The 18,086-nt window shown below is 68.7% G+C and carries 13 protein-coding genes; all 13 read right to left on the bottom strand.

The genetic code is table 11. From position 1 onward, the window contains the following. Positions 1–10 precede the first annotated feature (10 nt). Entirely contained in the window at positions 11–319 is a 309-nt protein-coding gene (gene rpsJ, locus ABZT87_RS27135; RefSeq protein WP_007073037.1) for a 30S ribosomal protein S10, read from the bottom strand. A gap of 350 nt (positions 320–669) precedes the next feature. Next, a complete protein-coding gene (gene tuf / locus ABZT87_RS27130) occupies positions 670–1,863 on the bottom strand; it encodes an elongation factor Tu (RefSeq protein WP_007465313.1) in 1,194 nt (397 codons plus the stop codon). Between the two features lie 213 nt (positions 1,864–2,076). Next, on the bottom strand, positions 2,077–4,173 hold the full coding sequence (gene fusA / locus ABZT87_RS27125) for an elongation factor G (RefSeq protein WP_354858664.1): 2,097 nt from the start codon (positions 4,171–4,173) through the stop codon (positions 2,077–2,079). 74 nt (positions 4,174–4,247) lie between these two features. Next, positions 4,248–4,718 carry a 30S ribosomal protein S7 gene (rpsG, locus tag ABZT87_RS27120; protein WP_007465317.1) on the bottom strand — a complete coding sequence of 157 codons (471 nt, stop codon included), beginning with the start codon at positions 4,716–4,718 and terminating at the stop codon, positions 4,248–4,250. Position 4,719: 1 nt separating this feature from the next. Beyond that, positions 4,720–5,094: a 30S ribosomal protein S12 gene (rpsL, locus tag ABZT87_RS27115; protein ID WP_007465318.1), complete on the bottom strand. Its 375-nt coding sequence runs from the start codon at positions 5,092–5,094 to the stop codon at positions 4,720–4,722. 479 nt (positions 5,095–5,573) lie between these two features. After that, entirely contained in the window at positions 5,574–5,954 is a 381-nt protein-coding gene (locus tag ABZT87_RS27110) for a hypothetical protein (protein ID WP_355139186.1), read from the bottom strand. 708 nt (positions 5,955–6,662) lie between these two features. Then, complete coding sequence (locus ABZT87_RS27105) at positions 6,663–7,031, bottom strand: hypothetical protein (RefSeq protein WP_354858666.1); 369 nt, start codon at positions 7,029–7,031, stop codon at positions 6,663–6,665. Between the two features lie 92 nt (positions 7,032–7,123). Then, complete coding sequence (locus tag ABZT87_RS27100) at positions 7,124–11,011, bottom strand: DNA-directed RNA polymerase subunit beta' (RefSeq protein ID WP_354858669.1); 3,888 nt, start codon at positions 11,009–11,011, stop codon at positions 7,124–7,126. An 80-nt stretch (positions 11,012–11,091) separates the two neighbouring features. Beyond that, complete coding sequence (locus tag ABZT87_RS27095) at positions 11,092–14,523, bottom strand: DNA-directed RNA polymerase subunit beta (RefSeq protein WP_354863125.1); 3,432 nt, start codon at positions 14,521–14,523, stop codon at positions 11,092–11,094. Positions 14,524–15,096: 573 nt separating this feature from the next. Beyond that, the gene (rplL, locus tag ABZT87_RS27090) at positions 15,097–15,480 is read right to left on the bottom strand and encodes a 50S ribosomal protein L7/L12 (protein WP_007465324.1); all 384 of its coding nucleotides are present in this window, start codon (positions 15,478–15,480) and stop codon (positions 15,097–15,099) included. Between the two features lie 51 nt (positions 15,481–15,531). After that, positions 15,532–16,080 carry a 50S ribosomal protein L10 gene (rplJ, locus tag ABZT87_RS27085; protein WP_354863129.1) on the bottom strand — a complete coding sequence of 183 codons (549 nt, stop codon included), beginning with the start codon at positions 16,078–16,080 and terminating at the stop codon, positions 15,532–15,534. A gap of 339 nt (positions 16,081–16,419) precedes the next feature. Further along, on the bottom strand, positions 16,420–17,109 hold the full coding sequence (locus ABZT87_RS27080; RefSeq protein ID WP_354863131.1) for a hypothetical protein: 690 nt from the start codon (positions 17,107–17,109) through the stop codon (positions 16,420–16,422). Then, entirely contained in the window at positions 17,106–17,960 is an 855-nt protein-coding gene (locus ABZT87_RS27075) for an ABC transporter ATP-binding protein (protein WP_355139097.1), read from the bottom strand. Before ABZT87_RS27075 ends, ABZT87_RS27080 begins: the two co-directional genes overlap by 4 nt. Positions 17,961–18,086: the final 126 nt, after the last annotated feature.

The raw sequence follows: 18,086 nt of genomic DNA, 5'->3' as shown, positions 1-18,086 counted from the left end.
TGTCCGGTCCCTACAGCTTGATCTCGATGTCGACGCCAGCCGGCAGGTCGAGGCGCATGAGCGAGTCGACCGTCTTCGGGGTCGGGTCGATGATGTCGATCAGCCGCTTGTGCGTGCGCATCTCGAAGTGCTCGCGCGAGTCCTTGTACTTGTGCGGCGAGCGGATAACGCAGAAACGGTTGATCTCCGTGGGCAGCGGCACCGGGCCCGCGACCTGCGCCCCGGTGCGCGTCACCGTCTCGACGATCTTCCGAGCCGAGGAGTCGACGACCTCGTGGTCATAGGCCTTGAGCCGGATGCGGATCTTCTGTCCCGCCATGGTGGCTTCTGTTCCTTCTCTCGATGCCGCTGTGTTGCGGGCGCCTGTACCGGCTGGCACAGGCCCACTTCGCCGACCCCCGCGGTCGGGCGTGTCGCGCCCTCGGGCCGGGCTCCGCCCCGTGGTTCCGGAGTGGTGCTGACCGCGCGGTGGGTCAAGGCGCCGATCGCATTACCGCGACCTGAACGCCGTGCGAGGGTGGTTGGCGACTGGGCCGCCAACCACCCCACGCTCGACTGTCTCGCCACCCGGAGGTTCAGCGAAAGCCGAACACAGGCGACGAACTGTCGTTACGCAACCTGACTAGTATGCCGCACGACCGGCGGCGGGTCTAATCGGGGTTACCTAGCTCACTTGATGATCTTGGTGACGAACCCGGCGCCGACGGTGCGGCCACCCTCGCGGATCGCGAACTTGAGGTTCTCCTCCATGGCGATGGGCTGGATCAGCTTCACCGACATGGTGGTGTTGTCGCCCGGCATGACCATCTCGGTGCCCTCGGGGAGGGTGACGACACCGGTGACGTCCGTGGTCCGGAAGTAGAACTGCGGACGGTAGTTCTGGAAGAACGGGGTGTGCCGGCCGCCCTCCTCCTTGGAGAGGATGTAGACCGTCGCCTCGAACTCCGTGTGCGGGGTCGTGGTGCCCGGCTTGACGACCACCATGCCGCGCTCGACGTCCTCGCGCTTGATGCCACGCAGCAGCAGACCGACGTTCTCGCCCGCGCGGGCCTCGTCGAGCAGCTTGCGGAACATCTCGATGCCGGTGCAGACCGTCTTCTGCGACTTCTCGCGGATACCGACGATCTCCACCTCCTCGTTCGGCTTGAGGATGCCGCGCTCGGCGCGACCCGTGACGACGGTGCCACGACCGGTGATCGTGAAGACGTCCTCGATCGGCATGAGGAACGGCCGCTCGGTCTCACGCTCCGGCTGCGGGATCGCGGTGTCGACCGCGGTCATCAGGTCCAGGAGCTTGCCGGTCCACTCGGGGTCACCCTCGAGGGCCTTCAGCGCCGAAACCCGGACGACCGGCAGGTCGTCACCCGGGTACTCCTGCGAGGAGAGCAGCTCACGGACCTCGAGCTCGACGAGCTCCAGGAGCTCCTCGTCGTCGACCATGTCGCTCTTGTTGAGCGCCACGACGATGTACGGCACGCCAACCTGACGCGCGAGCAGCACGTGCTCACGGGTCTGCGGCATCGGGCCGTCGGTCGCCGCGACCACCAGGATCGCGCCGTCCATCTGCGCGGCACCGGTGATCATGTTCTTGATGTAGTCCGCGTGGCCGGGGCAGTCGACGTGCGCGTAGTGCCGCGCCTCGGTCTGGTACTCGACGTGCGCGATCGAGATCGTGATGCCGCGGGCCTTCTCCTCCGGCGCCTTGTCGATCTCGTCGAACGGCGTGTACGGGTTCAGGTCCGGGAACTGGTCGTGCAGGACCTTGGTGATGGCCGCCGTCAGCGTCGTCTTACCGTGGTCGATGTGACCAATGGTGCCGATGTTGACGTGCGGCTTAGTCCGCTCGAACTTCGCCTTCGCCACTGGTGTCCTCCTGTGGACTTCTTGGTTCGTACGCCCGGCGCGCCGGTCGGCGCTTAGGACTCTGTCGACAGCCTTTCCGGCCTGGCGGCCGGAGAGCTTTTGTGGGTTCTGCGGCGATGAAGCCTACAGGCCCGGTCTCACGCGATCCGATCGTGGTGGCCGCGGGCGGGTGAAACCACCCGCGACCGACCACGAATCACCTGCTCGGGGAAGTTACTCGCCCGTTGCCTTCGCGATGATCTCCTTCGCGACGCTCTGCGGAACCTCGGCGTAGGAGTCGAACTGCATGCTGTAGCTAGCCCGGCCCTGGGTCTTCGACCGCAGGTCGCCGACGTAGCCGAACATCTCCGACAACGGCACCAGAGCCCTCACGATGCGGGCGCCGCTGCGCTCCTCCATCGCCTGGATGATGCCGCGGCGGGAGTTGAGGTCGCCGATGACGTCACCCATGTTCTCCTCAGGAGTGGTGACCTCAACGGCCATCATCGGCTCGAGCAGTGCGGGGTCGGCCTTGCGGGCCGCGTCCTTCATCACCATCGAGCCGGCGATCTTGAATGCCATTTCCGACGAGTCGACCTCGTGGTACTGGCCGTCCAGCAGGGTCAGCTTCACGCCGACCAGCGGGAAGCCCGCCAGGATGCCGTACTGCAGCGCGTCCTGCGCACCGGCGTCCACCGAGGGGATGAACTCCCGGGGGATGCGGCCGCCGCTGACGGCGTTGGCGAACTCGTAGGTCGGCGAGTCGTTGTCCAGCGGAAGCGGCTCGACGCTCACGATGACGCGGGCGTACTGGCCGGAACCACCGGTCTGCTTCTTGTGGGTGTACTCGACCTTGTCCACCTTGCGGCGGATGGTCTCGCGGTACGCCACCTGCGGCTTGCCGACGTTGGCCTCGACGTTGAACTCGCGGCGCATCCGGTCGACCAGGATGTCCAGGTGCAGCTCACCCATGCCGGAGATGACCGTCTGACCGGTCTCCTCGTCCAGCTGGACGCGGAAGGTCGGGTCCTCCTCGGCCAGGCGCTGGATGGCAGTGCCCAGCTTCTCCTGGTCGGACTTGGTCTTCGGCTCGATCGCCACCGAGATGACCGGCTCCGGGAAGGTCATCGACTCCAGGATGACCGGGTTCGCCGGGTCGGAGAGCGTGTCGCCGGTGGTGGTCTGCTTGAGACCCTGCACGGCGATGATGTCGCCGGCCTGCGCCGACGGACGCTCTTCCCGCTTGTTGGCGTGCATCTGGTAGATCTTGCCGATGCGCTCCTTGCGGTCCTTGGTGGAGTTGACCACCTGGGAACCGGAATCGAGCGTGCCGGAGTAGACCCGCACGTAGGTGAGCTTGCCCAGGTGCTTGTCCGTCTGGATCTTGAAGGCCAGGCCGGAGAAGGGCTCCGAGTTGGACGGCTTACGCAGCAGCGGGGTCTCGCCGTCGGTCGCCGTACCCTCGATCGCCGGAACGTCCAGCGGCGACGGCAGGAAGTCGACCACGGCGTCGAGCATGGGCTGGACGCCCTTGTTCTTGAACGCCGAGCCGCAGAGCACCGGGTTGGCCTTGCCGGCGATGGTGGCACGCCGGATGGCGGCCTTGATCTCCTCGACGGAGACCTCTTCGCCCTCCAGGTACTTCTCCATCACCGAGTCGTCGACGTCGGCGAGGGTCTCCATCAGCTTCTCGCGCCACTCGGCAGCGGAGTCGGCCAGGTCGGCCGGGATCTCCTCAACCGCGTAGTCCTCACCCTTCTGGGTCTCCCCACGCCAGGTGAGGGCGCGCATGCCGATCAGGTCGACGACACCGATGTGGTCGCCCTCGAGCCCGATCGGGATCTGGAGCACCAGCGGGGTGGCGTTCAGCCGGTCGATCATCATCTGCACGCAGCGGAAGAAGTCGGCGCCGGTCCGGTCGAGCTTGTTGACGAAGCACATGCGCGGGACGTTGTACTTGTCGGCCTGCCGCCAGACGTTCTCCGTCTGCGGCTCCACGCCGGCGACACCGTCGTAAACCGCGACCGCACCATCCAGGACACGCAGCGACCGCTCGACCTCGACCGTGAAGTCGACGTGACCAGGCGTGTCGATGATCTGGATCGTGTGGCCCTTCCACTCACACTTGGTAGCAGCGGAGGTGATGGTGATACCACGCTCCTGCTCCTGCTCCATCCAGTCCATGACGGCAGCGCCCTCGTGGACCTCACCGATCTTGTACGTGATGCCGGTGTAGAACAGGATTCGCTCGGTGGTCGTGGTCTTACCGGCATCGATGTGCGCCATGATGCCGATGTTGCGTACCTTGGCGAGCGCGTCTGCGGCGGCCACTTCAATCCCTACTTATCGTCGTCTCGACTCAACTGGTGGCGGTTCCGGCGCCCGGAGGCGCCGGAACCAGGGTGTTACCAGCGGTAGTGCGCGAAGGCCTTGTTCGACTCGGCCATCTTGTGCGTGTCCTCGCGCCGCTTGACGGCGGCACCGAGGCCGTTGCTCGCGTCCAGCAGCTCGTTCATCAGCCGCTCGACCATGGTCTTCTCGCGCCGGGCGCGGGAGTAGGTGACCAGCCAGCGCAGGCCCAGGGTGGTCGCCCGGGTGGGGCGGACCTCGACCGGAACCTGGTAGGTGGCGCCACCGACACGACGGCTGCGCACCTCGAGGGTCGGCTTGACGTTGTCCATCGCCCGCTTGAGGGTGACGACCGGGTCGGTGCCGGACTTCTCGCGGCAGCCCTCGAGGGCCGCGTACACGATCGACTCGGCGAGCTGACGCTTGCCGCGGAGCAGGATCTTGTTCACCAGCTGGGTGACCAGCGGCGAGTTGTACACCGGGTCAGCGACCAGTGGCCGCCGCGGAGCGGGTCCCTTACGCGGCATGTCAGCTCTTCTCCTTCTTCGCGCCGTAACGGCTGCGCGCCTGCTTGCGGTTGCGGACACCCTGGGTGTCCAGCGAGCCGCGGACAATCTTGTAACGCACGCCGGGGAGGTCCTTCACCCGGCCGCCGCGAACGAGCACGATCGAGTGCTCCTGCAGGTTGTGACCGACGCCCGGGATGTAGGCGGTCACCTCGATCTGGCTGCTGAGCTTCACACGAGCGACCTTGCGCAGCGCCGAGTTCGGCTTCTTCGGGGTGGTGGTGTACACGCGGGTGCACACGCCGCGCCGCTGGGGGGACCCCTTGAGCGCCGGGGTCTTGGTCTTGGTCGTCTTGGCCTGACGGCCCTTTCGGACCAGCTGCTGGATGGTGGGCACCGGGTTTCTCCGCTCCCTTCGGCCGCTGTACGCGGCCGCGCCGTCTGCTCGTTAGCCGGCCTGATGACCGGCTCTCCTACATTCCGACCAGGGCCACCTTGCGGAGGCCCCGGCACCCGCGGTCGGGCGTGTCGCCCAGCTCACGGTCCCGGTGCGGACGCTTTCGCAGGCGTACCGGGTTTTCTGTCACCGGCACGCGGATCGCCCCGCCCCGGATCTCTGGCTTGTCGTGCCGCCGTCCGGACTCCGGATCCAGCGCACGCACGAGTTGCCCGGGCACGCCCGGGCACAAGGGGAAAGAGTACCTACCACAGCCGCCCAGGTCAAAACGGAATGGGTCGGCGACCGTCTCACACTCGCCGGCCGGATCTCGTCCCGCCTCGTCGCCCGCGATGGGCACCTACCGACACAAGTGTACCGGCTTCCCCGCCGGACCACCCGTCGCCCCCGGGCAGGCACCGCAGACCCGGCGCACGGCCTCACGTCAGGGTGATCAGCAACGCCAGACCCAGACCCAGCAGGCTGAGCACCGCACCCGCCGCGCCGCAGCTGATGCCCGCCACCGCCAGCCCTCGCCCGGTGAACCGTACCGCCGACGGCGCGGCCGGCCGGGCGATCTGCCGCCGGCCGAGCAGACCGGTGACGATCGCCGCCACCCCCGCCAGCACCCCCAGAACGGTGAAGGCGCCGGAGGCCCAGACGCCGCCGTCGTCTGCGAAGGCCACCCCGAAGCAGATCACCAGGAGCGAGACCAGGATCGACGCGATGCCCGCCACCAGCGCCCCGGTCGCCAGTCCGGAGGTGACCGGCGGCACGTCCAGGTACACCACGCCGAACGGCGTGCCGGGCACCGCCTCCACCCGCTTCGGCGGCCGCCGCTGGTCGTCGGTGGGCGGCGGCACCGGTCGGGCGGGAGCCACGCCCCAACCGGGCGGCTGGCCCTGCGCCGGCTGGCCCCAACCCGCTGGCGCGCCGGGCCCCGATGGCGGCTGACCCCAGCCGGGCGGCACACCAACCCCCGCCGGCGGGTGCCCCCAACCCCCGGGCGCACCAGGCCCGGACGACGGCTGACCCCAACCCGACGGCGCGGCAGGCCCCGACGGCTGACCCCAGCCCGACGGCGCGGCAGGCCCCGACGGCTGACCCCAGCCCGTCGGCGCACCCGGGCCCGACGGCGGCTGACCCCAGGCGTGCGGCAGCGGCGCCCCGGAAGCGGGATGGGGCTGGCCGTGTCCGGGCGGATAGACCCCGCCCCACTCGGCCGTGGGCGGACCCCATCCGGGCGGGGGCGGCGCGCCCCAACCCGACGGCGGCGTACCCGGATCGGGGACGTCGGCGGGTGGGGCGGGCTGCCCGTCCGGATCGGGTTGGGCCCGGTCGTCCGGTCCGGAGGGGGCCGGGCTCGCGGCCGGCGCGTCAGGATGCCCCGCCGGCTCGTCCGCCGGGGGCCGCGCCGGTTCCGTCACGAGGTCCTCCTGTCGACAGGGCCGCCGTCGCCGCGCGGCGGACACCGGCCAGGCTACCGCCGGAAGCGGCGCCGTCCGCGCTGGGCGTGGCCGGTGAAACGGTCAGTCCATGTTCGCCGGGTAGTCGTGGCCGAACGGCGTGTCAGCCAGCCGGACCACCCCGATCACCACGGCGACGACCACGGTGACCGCGACCAGCGCCAGGCCGGTCCAGGCCAACCGCTCCCCCCGCCGCAGCCAGACGCCGCCGGTCAGGAAACCCCCCGAGGCGTACGCCTCCCGGCGGGCCTGCCGGGCCAGTTGCAGCGCCACCGTCGCCGGCACCACCCCGCCGATGAAGAGCCCGGTCAACATGCCGAGCAGCCCCAGCGCGAAGACCGCCCGCGCCTTCGTGGCACGGGCCGGGTCCGGATCCAGCGGGTGGCGCAGGCCCTGAGACGCGACGGACACCTGTCCGGGTGCGGTCGTCATGCCTCCATCATGCCCAACCCGGTCGACGGCCGGGTCGGTCCGGACACGACGAGGCCCCCGGCAGGTGCCGGGGGCCTCGTCGGTGTCGGTGCTTAGCGGTACGACCCGAAGTCGAAGTCGTCCAGCGGCACAGCCTGCCCGCTGGCCGGCCCGAACCCGTAGTCGGTCTCCGGGTAGCCGGTCATCGAGTAGACCTTGGCCTTGGCCTCCTCGGTCGGCTCGACCCGGACGTTGCGGTACTTGCTGATGCCCGTACCGGCCGGGATGAGCTTACCGATGATCACGTTCTCCTTGAGGCCGACCAGCGAGTCGCTGCGCGAGTTGATCGCAGCGTCGGTCAGCACCCGGGTGGTCTCCTGGAAGGAGGCCGCGGAGAGCCAGGAGTCGGTGGCCAGCGAGGCCTTGGTGATACCCATCAGCACCGGACGGCCGGCGGCGGGCTCGCCACCCTCCGACACGAGCCGGCGGTTCTCCGACTCGAACAGCGCCCGGTCAACCAGCACACCCGGCAGGAACTCGGTCGAGCCGGAGTCGATGACCGTCACCCGCTTGAGCATCTGGCGGATGATGATCTCGATGTGCTTGTCGTGGATGAGCACACCCTGCGAGCGGTAGACCTCCTGGACCTCACTGGTCAGGTGGACCTGGACCGCCCGCGGACCCATGATCCGCAGAAGCTCGTGCGGGTCGATGGTGCCCTCGGTCAGCTTCTCGCCGACCGCGACGTGACCGCCGTCGTGGGTCCGGAGCTTGACCCGCTTCGAGATCTTGTCGTAGACGATCTCTTCGCTGCCGTCGTCCGGCACCACGATGATCTTGCGCGAGCGCTCGCCGTCCTCGATCCGGATCCGGCCGGGGGTGTCGGCGATGGGCGCCTTACCCTTCGGGACCCGAGCCTCGAAGATTTCCTGAACACGCGGCAGACCCTGGGTGATGTCCTCACCCGCGACACCACCGGTGTGGAAGGTACGCATCGTCAGCTGCGTACCCGGCTCGCCGATGGACTGGGCGGCGATGATGCCGACAGCCTCACCGATGTCGACCGACTTGCCGGTCGGCAGCGAACGGCCGTAGCAGGCCGCGCAGACGCCCAGCTTCGACTCGCAGGTGAGCACGCTGCGCACCCGGACCGTCTCCACGCCAGCGGCGACGATCTTGTCGACCCCGATGGAGTTGATGTCCTGACCGCGCTCGGCCACCACGGTGCCGTCCGGCCCCTTGATGTCGTCGGCCAGGGTCCGGGCGTGCACGCTGGTCTCGGCGTGGGTGTGAATGACGAGCTTGCCGTCCAGCTTCTCGCCGATCTGCATCGGGATCGCCCGGTCGGTGCCGCAGTCCTCCTCGCGGATGATCACGTCCTGGGAGACGTCCACCAGACGACGGGTCAGGTAACCCGAGTCGGCGGTCCGCAGCGCGGTGTCGGCGAGACCCTTACGGGCACCGTGCGTGGAGATGAAGTACTCCAGCACGGACAGACCCTCCCGGTAGCTGGCCTTGATCGGCCGCGGGATGATCTCGCCCTTCGGGTTGGCCACCAGACCACGGATCGCCGCGATCTGCCGGAGCTGGAGCAGGTTACCGCGGGCACCCGAGTTGATCATCACCCACAGGGGGTTCTCCTGCGGCAGCGCGGTGTCCATCTCCTTGGCGACCTCGTTGGTCGCCTTGGTCCAGATCTCGATGAGCTCGCCGCGACGCTCCTCGGCGGTCATCAGACCACGCTGGTACTGCTTGTCGATCCGGTCGGCTTCCTTCTCGTACTTCGCCAGGATCTCCGCCTTGCGCGGCGGAGCGATGACGTCCTCCATGCCGATCGTCACGCCGGACCAGGTGGCCCAGTGGAAACCGGCCTCCTTGAGCCCGTCCAGGGTGGCGGCCAGCGCCACCTTGGGGAAGCGCTCGGCGAGGTCGTTGACGATCGCGGAGAGCTGACCCTTGCGGATCTCGTAGTTCACGAAGCGGTAGCCCTGCGGCAGCGTCTCGTTGAACAGCACCCGGCCCAGGGTGGTCTCCACGGTCAGCGGGTCACCCTCGACCCAGCCCTCCGGGGCGGTCCACGCCTCGGCGCCGGTGCCGTTGTCGACGCCGACCACGCCACGCAGGCGGATCTTCACCGGCGCCTGCAGGCCCAGCTCACCGTTGTCGAAGGCCATCTGCGCCTCGGCGTCCGAGCTGAACACCCGGCCCTCGCCCTTCTCACCGGGGGTGAGGTGGGTGAGGTAGTACAGACCGATGACCATGTCCTGCGTGGGCATGGTGACCGGCTTGCCGTCGGCCGGCTTGAGGATGTTGTTCGACGACAGCATCAGGATCCGCGCCTCGGCCTGGGCCTCGGCGGACAGCGGCACGTGCACCGCCATCTGGTCACCGTCGAAGTCAGCGTTGAACGCGGTGCAGACCAGCGGGTGGATCTGGATCGCCTTGCCCTCGACCAGCTGCGGCTCGAAGGCCTGGATGCCCAGACGGTGCAGGGTCGGCGCCCGGTTGAGCAGCACCGGGTGCTCGCCGATGACCTCTTCCAGCACGTCCCACACGACCGGGCGCTGACGCTCGACCATCCGCTTGGCGGACTTGATGTTCTGCGCGTGGTTGAGGTCCACCAGCCGCTTCATCACGAACGGCTTGAACAGCTCCAACGCCATCTGCTTGGGCAGACCACACTGGTGCAGCTTGAGCTTCGGGCCGACCACGATGACCGAACGGCCCGAGTAGTCGACGCGCTTGCCCAGCAGGTTCTGGCGGAACCGGCCCTGCTTGCCCTTGAGCATGTCGGACAGCGACTTGAGCGGACGGTTGCCCGGGCCGGTGACCGGCCGGCCGCGACGGCCGTTGTCGAACAGCGCGTCGACGGCCTCCTGGAGCATCCGCTTCTCGTTGTTGACGATGATCTCGGGCGCGCCGAGGTCGATCAGCCGCTTGAGGCGGTTGTTCCGGTTGATCACACGCCGGTACAGGTCGTTGAGGTCCGAGGTCGCGAAGCGGCCACCGTCGAGCTGCACCATCGGGCGCAGGTCCGGCGGGATGACCGGGACGCAGTCCAGCACCATGCCGAGCGGCGAGTTGCGGGTGTTCAGGAACGCCGCGACGACCTTGAGTCGCTTGAGCGCCCGGATCTTCCGCTGACCCTTGCCGGACCGGATGGTCTCCCGCAGGCTCTCGGCCTCGGCGTCGAGGTCCATGTTCTGGACCAGCGCCTTGATCGCCTCCGCGCCCATCGAACCGGTGAAGTACTCACCGAACCGGTCGCGCAGCTCGCGGTAGAGCAGCTCGTCGGTGACCAGCTGCTTCGGCTCCAGCTTGCGGAAGGTGTCCAGCACCTCGTCCAGGCGGTCGATCTCGCGCTGGGCCCGGTCGCGGATCTGGCGCATCTCGCGCTCTCCGCCCTCCTTGACCTTGCGCCGGACGTCCGCCTTGGCACCCTCGGCCTCCAGCTCGGCCAGGTCGGCCTCGAGCTTGGCGGCCCGCTTCTCGATCTCCGAGTCGCGGCTGTTCTCGGACTGCCGCTTCTCGGCCAGGATCTCGTTCTCGATCGTCGAGAGGTCACGGTGACGCGACTCGGCGTCCACGCTCGTCACGACGTACGAGGCGAAGTAGATGATCTTCTCGAGGTCCTTGGGGGCGAGGTCCAGCAGGTAGCCCAGCCGACTCGGAACGCCCTTGAAGTACCAGATGTGGGTCACCGGAGCGGCGAGCTCGATGTGCCCCATCCGCTCACGACGGACCTTGGAGCGAGTCACCTCGACGCCGCAGCGCTCACAGATGATGCCCTTGAACCGGACGCGCTTGTACTTACCGCAGTAGCACTCCCAGTCCCGCTGCGGACCGAAGATCTTCTCGCAGAAGAGTCCGTCCTTCTCCGGCTTCAGGGTGCGGTAGTTGATCGTCTCAGGCTTCTTGACCTCGCCGTGCGACCACTGACGGATGTCGTCGGCGGTGGCGAGACCAATGCGCAGCTCGTCGAAGAAGTTGACGTCGAGCACTCTGTCCCCTATGTCGTCGTCTGTACTGCTAATTCTCGGGTGGGGTCGGGGGCCGGCGAACCGGCCCCCGACCGCTCACCTCAGACCTCTTCGACCGAGCTCGGCTCGCGCCGGGACAGGTCGATGCCCAGCTCCTCGGCGGCCCGGAACACCTCGTCGTCGGTCTCGCGCATTTCCAGGGCCACACCGTCGCTGGAGAGCACCTCAACGTTGAGGCACAGCGACTGCAGCTCCTTGAGCAGCACCTTGAACGACTCCGGGATGCCCGGCTCCGGGATGTTCTCGCCCTTGACGATGGCCTCGTAGACCTTCACGCGGCCGAGCACGTCGTCGGACTTGATCGTGAGCAGCTCCTGCAGGGCGTAGGCAGCGCCGTACGCCTGCATCGCCCAGCACTCCATCTCACCGAAACGCTGACCACCGAACTGCGCCTTACCACCCAGCGGCTGCTGCGTGATCATCGAGTACGGGCCGGTCGAACGAGCGTGGATCTTGTCGTCGACCAGGTGGTTGAGCTTCAGGATGTAGACGTAGCCGACCGCGATCGGGTCCGGCAGCGGCTCGCCGGAACGACCGTCGAACAGCTGCGCCTTGCCGGTACGCCCGATCAGCTGCTTGCCGTCCCGGTTGGGCAGGGTCGACTCGAGCAGACCGGAGATCTCCTCTTCGCGGGCACCGTCGAAGACCGGGGTGGCCACGTTGGTGTCACCCTCGGACTCGTGCGCGTCGATCGAGCGGAGCTGGCGCTTCCAGTCGGCGTCGTCACCCTCGACCTTCCACCCGGTCTTGGCGACCCAACCGAGGTGGGTCTCCAGAACCTGGCCGATGTTCATCCGGCTCGGCACGCCGAGCGGGTTGAGCACGATGTCGACCGGGGTGCCGTCCTCCAGGAACGGCATGTCCTCGATCGGCAGGATCTTCGAGATGACGCCCTTGTTGCCGTGCCGGCCGGCGAGCTTGTCGCCGTCCTGGATCTTGCGCTTCTGGGCGACGTAGACCCGGACCAGCTCGTTGACGCCCGGCGGCAACTCGTCGCCGTCCTCGCGGGAGAACGTGCGCACACCGATGACCGTGCCGGTCTCGCCGTGCGGCACCTTCAGCGAGGTGTCCCGAACCTCACGCGCCTTCTCACCGAAGATCGCGCGGAGCAGCCGCTCCTCCGGGGTCAGCTCGGTCTCACCCTTGGGCGTGACCTTGCCGACCAGGATGTCGCCGGGGACGACCTCGGCGCCGATCCGGATGATGCCGCGCTCGTCGAGGTCAGCGAGCATTTCCTCGCTGACGTTCGGGATGTCGCGGGTGATCTCCTCCGGACCGAGCTTGGTGTCCCGGGCGTCGACCTCGTGCTCCTCGATGTGGATCGAGGTGAGCACGTCCTGCTGCACGAGGCGCTGCGACAGGATGATCGCGTCCTCATAGTTGTGACCCTCCCAGCACATGAACGCCACCAGCAGGTTGCGTCCGAGCGCCATCTCGCCCTCGTCGGTGCACGGACCATCGGCGATGACCTGACCGGCCTCGACGCGGTCGCCCTCGAAGACCACCGGCTTCTGGTTGACGCAGGAGCCGGCGTTGGAGCGGCGGAACTTGTGCAGCAGGTACGTCCGGCGGTGGCCGTCATCCTGGTGGATGGTGACGTAGTCGGCGCAGAGATCCTCGATCACACCGCCGACCTCGGCGACCACCACGTCGCCAGCGTCGACCGCGGCACGGTACTCCATGCCCGTACCCACGAGCGGCGCCTCGGCCTTGACCAGCGGCACCGCCTGGCGCTGCATGTTCGCGCCCATCAGTGCCCGGTTGGCGTCGTCGTGCTCGAGGAACGGGATCATGGCGGTCGCGACCGAGGTCATCTGCCGGGGCGAGACGTCCATGTAGTCGACGGCACCAGGAACGACGTCCTCGGTCTCGCCGCCCTTACGACGGCAGAGCACCCGCTCCTCGGCGAACGTGCCGTCCGCCTTCAGCCGCGCGTTGGCCTGGGCCTTGACGAACCGGTCCTCCTCGTCCGCGGTCAGGTAGTCGATCTGGTCGGTTACCCGACCCTCGACGACCTTCCGGTACGGCGTCTCGATGAAGCCGAACGGGTTGACCCGGGCGAAGGTGGACAGCGCGCCGATCAGGCCGATGTTCGGGCCTTCCGGCGTCTCGATCGGGCACATCCGGCCGTAGTGGGACGGGTGCACGTCGCGGACCTCGAAGCCGGCCCGCTCCCGGGACAGACCACCCGGGCCGAGCGCGCTCAGCCGACGCCGGTGGGTCAAGCCCGCCAGCGGGTTGGTCTGGTCCATGAACTGGGACAGCTGCGACGTACCGAAGAACTCCTTGATCGCCGCCACCACCGGGCGGATGTTGATCAGGGTCTGCGGCGTGATCGCCTCGACGTCCTGCGTGGTCATCCGCTCGCGGACGACCCGCTCCATGCGGGAGAGGCCGACCCGAACCTGGTTCTGGATCAGCTCACCCACGGTGCGCAGGCGACGGTTGCCGAAGTGGTCGATGTCGTCGGCCTCGTAGCCGTCCTCACCGGCGTGCAGCCGGCACAGGTACTCCACGGTGGCGACGATGTCGTCCTCGGTCAGCGTGCCGGTGGTGATCGGCACGTCGACTTCGAGCTTCTTGTTGAACTTGTAGCGCCCGACCTTGGCGACGTCGTACCTCTTCGGGTTGAAGAAGAGGTTGTCGAGCAGGGTCTGGGCGTTCTCGCGCGTCGGCGGCTCGCCAGGGCGCAGCTTGCGGTAGATGTCGAGCAGGGCCTCGTCGGCGCCGGCGATGTGGTCCTTCTCGAGCGTGGTCATCATCAGCTCGGACCAGCCGAACCGCTCACGGATCCGCTCGGCCGACCATCCGATGGCCTTGAGCAGGACCGTGACGGCCTGCCGACGCTTGCGGTCGATGCGTACGCCGACCGTGTCGCGCTTGTCGATGTCGAACTCCAGCCAGGCACCCCGACTCGGGATGACCTTGACGCTGGAGAGGTCGCGGTCGGAGGTCTTGTCCGGCTCCTTGGAGAAGTACACGCCCGGAGACCGGACGAGCTGGCTGACCACGACGCGCTCGGTGCCGTTGATGACGAAGGTGCCCTTGGGCGTCATCATCGGGAAGTCACCCATGAACACCGTCTGGCTCTTGATCTCGCCAGTGGTGTTGTTGGTGAACTCCGCGGTCACGAAGAGCGGAGCGCAGTAGGTCAGGTCCTTCTCCTTGCACTCCTCGATCGAGGCCTTGACCTCGTCGAAGCGCGGCGCCGAGAAGGAGAGTGACATGGTGCCGGAGAAGTCCTCAATGGGACTGATCTCTTCAAGGATCTCCGCGAGACCCGAGCGTGCGTGCGGGTCGTCCGCCGACCGGCCCTGCCAAGCCTCGTTGCCGACGAGCCAGTCGAAGGACTCGTTTTGGATGGCAAGGAGGTTGGGGACCTCGAGGTGTTCGGTGATCCTGCCGAATGAAACTCGGCGGGGAGCGAATGCGCTCGACGTACGACTGGTCTTCGCAGGGCGGGAAGCTGCCAAGATGCGTCCTTCCGAGGACCGGTGCTGCAGAACGGCTGGTACGCGTGCACTCCAATGACCCCACCAGAAATATCCGTAAACGGACATTTCCGAGCAGGGGTCAAGTCGGAAGGCAGCGCAAACTAGCAGTGTAGCCGAGAGGCTAACCGCTGTCCAGCCCACCCCGCAGGTCGTTCGCGGAACGCGCCTCGGCCCCCGTAAACCGGGGTCTGCCGGGCCGCTCAGAACGCAACGTCCCCACTGGGCCGCTCGGGTTGCCGCGGCCGCTGGTGCCGCCGCTGTCATTACCCACGTCGTGGCCGTCGCAAGCGCGGTGTCTTGCTGGTGTTCAGCGTGCCTGGCAGGCCGGGGCCGCGTCAAGGGCCGGTATTCGGGTCGTCGGTTCTTTCCCACCTGAGGGCGACCGGGGCCCCTCGTCCGGTGGTCCGGCATCGACCATCGACGCCCAGCTCAGGACGGTTGTCGCTGGATCCACGAAACACGGCGGGCAGCGATCCGTGTCGGATCACCGCCCGCCGCGACGCGATCGTGTCCCGACTCACTGAGCCGGGCACGCGCAGGTGGAACGTCAGGTCACTTGAGGGTGACCTTGGCGCCCTCACCCTCGAGCTTCGCCTTCGCCTTCTCGGCGGTCTCCTTGTTGACCTTCTCCAGGATGGCCTTCGGCGCGGACTCGACCGCGTCCTTGGCCTCCTTGAGGCCCAGGCCGGTCAGCTCGCGCACGACCTTGATGACCTGGATCTTCTTGCCACCGTCAGCCTCGAGGACGACGTCGAACTCGTCCTTCTCCGGCTCGGCCTCGGCGGCGGCCGGGGCGCCACCGGCGGCGGCAACCGCGACCGGAGCGGCGGCGGTGACCTCGAAGGTGTCCTCGAACTGCTTCACGAACTCGGAGAGCTCGATCAGCGTCATCTCCTTGAACGCGTCGAGCAGCTCGTCGGTGCTGAGCTTCGCCATGTCTGGCGTCCTTTCTAAAGGTTGTTAAGAACGTGGGTGCGCCGCGCGGCCTCAGGCCGCCTCGGCGCCCTCCTGCTCGCGCTTCTTGTCCGCAAGGGCGGCCGCCGCGCGGGCGGCCTTGGAGAGCGGTGCCTGGAACAGGGCCGCGGCCTTGCTCAGGTTGCCCTTCATCGCGCCGGCCATCCTGGCCAGCAGCACCTCGCGGGACTCCAGGTCGGCGAGCTTCGTGACCTCGGCCGCGGAAATGGCCCTGCCCTCGAAGACACCGCCCTTGATGACGAGCTTCGGGTTGGCCTTCGCGAAGTCGCGAAGCCCCTTCGCCGCCTCGACGACGTCGCCCGAAACGAAAGTCAGCGCGGTAGGACCGGTGAACAGCTCGTCGAGGCCGTTGATGCCCGCGTCCGTCGCGGCACGCTTCGCCAGCGTGTTCTTCGCGACCGTGTAGCTGGTCTCGGCGCCGAGCGAGCGCCGCAGCTGGGTGAGCTGGGAAACCGTCAGACCGCGGTACTCGGTCAGCACGGTGGCGCCCGCGTTGCGGAAGCTCTCGGTCAGCTCAGCGACGGCCGTGGCCTTGTCGGCCCGGATCGGCTTGTCCGCCATGTCCCTCCTCTCTCGTTACTCGAGGCTGGTCCCCGACACGGCCGAAGCCGGAGCGGGGGCGGAGGCAGCACGACAACGAAAAGCCCCGGCGCAGGGCGCACGGGGCGAGGGCCGGCGGATCGTCACGGTCGGCGGACCATGCTCACTGCCGAGTTACGCTTGCCGCCCTACGCGGGTCGCCCGTTGTCGCGGGACCTTCGACCGTGCCGGAGCACGGTGACCAGCGGTCTCTGGGTGGTTCCTCATCCATGGAAACACGGATGACTGTTGAAGACTACGCGCCTGCACCACCAGCGCCAAATCGCCCCCGGTGAGCCGGGTCACGGGCAGTGTCGCTGGTCAGCCCTGGGCCCGCCGCCGCCACAAATAGCCGGCGGTGACCGCCGCGCTCCACGCCGACGCCCAGAGCGTGAGCCCGAGCAGGGTCAGCGCGGCGGCGTCACCCGCGGTCGTCCGCGCGGTGGCCATGATCGGCGGCACCAGCCAGGGCGCCACCGAACCGCGCAAACCGAGCGCCACCGCGCCGACACCGCCGAGGGCCAGCACCGCCACGCCGTACGCGGCACCGCCCACCGACGCCCGGCTGGCCAGCGCCCCGAGGGCGACCGCCGCGGGTACGGCCAGCAGGTGCGCCCACAGCCCCAGCGCGATGCCGACCGGCACCGACCGGTCCCCCGGCTCGACCGGGCCGGTGACCCCGCCCACCAACCAGGGGAAGAGCAGCGCGACCGCCACCGCGACCAGCGCCGCCACGCCGGCCGCCAGGAGCCCGGCCAGGCGCTCCCGGGCCACCCCGACCGTCACCTGGGCGAGCCGGCGCTGCACGTCCGGCTCGATGTCCAGCAGGATCTTGGTCTGCCAGGCGAGCACCGGGAAGAGCACCACGGCCGAGACGCCGTACGCCTCCGCCGGCTGGGACCGGCCGCCGCCGTAGAGCGTGCCGAGCACGACGAGACCCGCGAGCAACGGCGCCAACGCCCGACCGGTCCGCAGGAAACCCGCCAGTCGCATCCGCACCAGGGCGCTCACCGGGCCTCCCCCGCTGCCTGCTCGACCGCGTCCACGCCCTCGGGCTGGTCGAGAGCCGGTTCACCGGCCGGCCGCAGCGGTGCAGCCGCGGGCCGGGCCTGCGGTGCGGTCATGGAGGCGTCGGCGCGTACCCGAAGAATCTGGTGGCCCTCGGCGCGCAACCGGGCGACGGTGCTGGCGGCCCGCGCGGCCGGCACCGCTACCTCGACCACCGCGATGGCCTCCTCGTCGGTCGACGCGGTCTCCTCGGTCAGCGAGCCGGCGGCCACCGACCAGCGGCGCGCGCCCGGCAGCCGGACCGTTTCCCCGCGGTGGTCGCTGACCAGGACCGTGCCGCCGTCGGCCAGCACCTCGTCGATCAGCTCGGGAACCAGCTCGCGGGTCGCGGCGTCGAGGCCCTCCCACGGCTCGTCGAGCACCAGCAGGCCGGGCGGTCGCAGCATGGCCTGGGCGAGACCCACCTTCTGCGCGGTGCCCTTGGACAGCTCCGGAAGCCGCACCGAGCTGAACGCGCCCAGGCCGAGCCGCTGCGTCCAGGTTGTCACCGCCTCGTCGGCGGCCGACCGCCCCAACCCGGCAACGCGGGCCATGCTGGTCAGGTAACGGGAGACGGTGAAGGGCTGGTCGGCCGGGAAACGCTCCGGGACCCAGCCCACCCGGGCTGGCCGGTCGACGACCCGACCCCGGCCCGGCCGCAGCACCCCGGCGGCCACCTGGAGCAGCGTGGACTTGCCCACCCCGTTGCGGCCCAGGACGACCGCGACCTCACCCGGGCCGATCCGCACATCCACGCCCCGCAGCACCCACGGACCACGCCGGTGATACCGCAACCAGACGTTCTCCAGCCGCATGCGATCGAGCTTGCCACACCACAGACGCGCCGGGGCGGGCGGCGTTGAGTCTCGCGCCGCCGTGGTCGCGCCGACAATCCCCGCCGCGCTGCGCCGAGGACGATCACCACTTACCGTGGGCAGTAG

This window comes from Micromonospora sp. NPDC005237 (assembly GCF_040607775.1).
GTDB lineage: Bacteria > Actinomycetota > Actinomycetes > Mycobacteriales > Micromonosporaceae > Micromonospora.
The sequence above is the reverse complement of the archived record's forward strand: the minus strand, read 5'-3'. Positions and strand labels throughout refer to the sequence as shown.

What these genes read in the sequence shown, in the direction of transcription:
- ABZT87_RS27105 (WP_354858666.1), bottom strand. Translation starts at nt 7,031, where the DNA reads ATGACGACCGCACCCGGACAGGTGTCCGTCGCGTCTCAGGGCCTGCGC.
- ABZT87_RS27075 (WP_355139097.1), bottom strand. Translation starts at nt 17,960, where the DNA reads ATGCGGCTGGAGAACGTCTGGTTGCGGTATCACCGGCGTGGTCCGTGG.
- rpsG (WP_007465317.1), bottom strand. Translation starts at nt 4,718, where the DNA reads ATGCCGCGTAAGGGACCCGCTCCGCGGCGGCCACTGGTCGCTGACCCG.
- rplL (WP_007465324.1), bottom strand. Translation starts at nt 15,480, where the DNA reads ATGGCGAAGCTCAGCACCGACGAGCTGCTCGACGCGTTCAAGGAGATG.
- rplJ (WP_354863129.1), bottom strand. Translation starts at nt 16,080, where the DNA reads ATGGCGGACAAGCCGATCCGGGCCGACAAGGCCACGGCCGTCGCTGAG.
- rpsJ (WP_007073037.1), bottom strand. Translation starts at nt 319, where the DNA reads ATGGCGGGACAGAAGATCCGCATCCGGCTCAAGGCCTATGACCACGAG.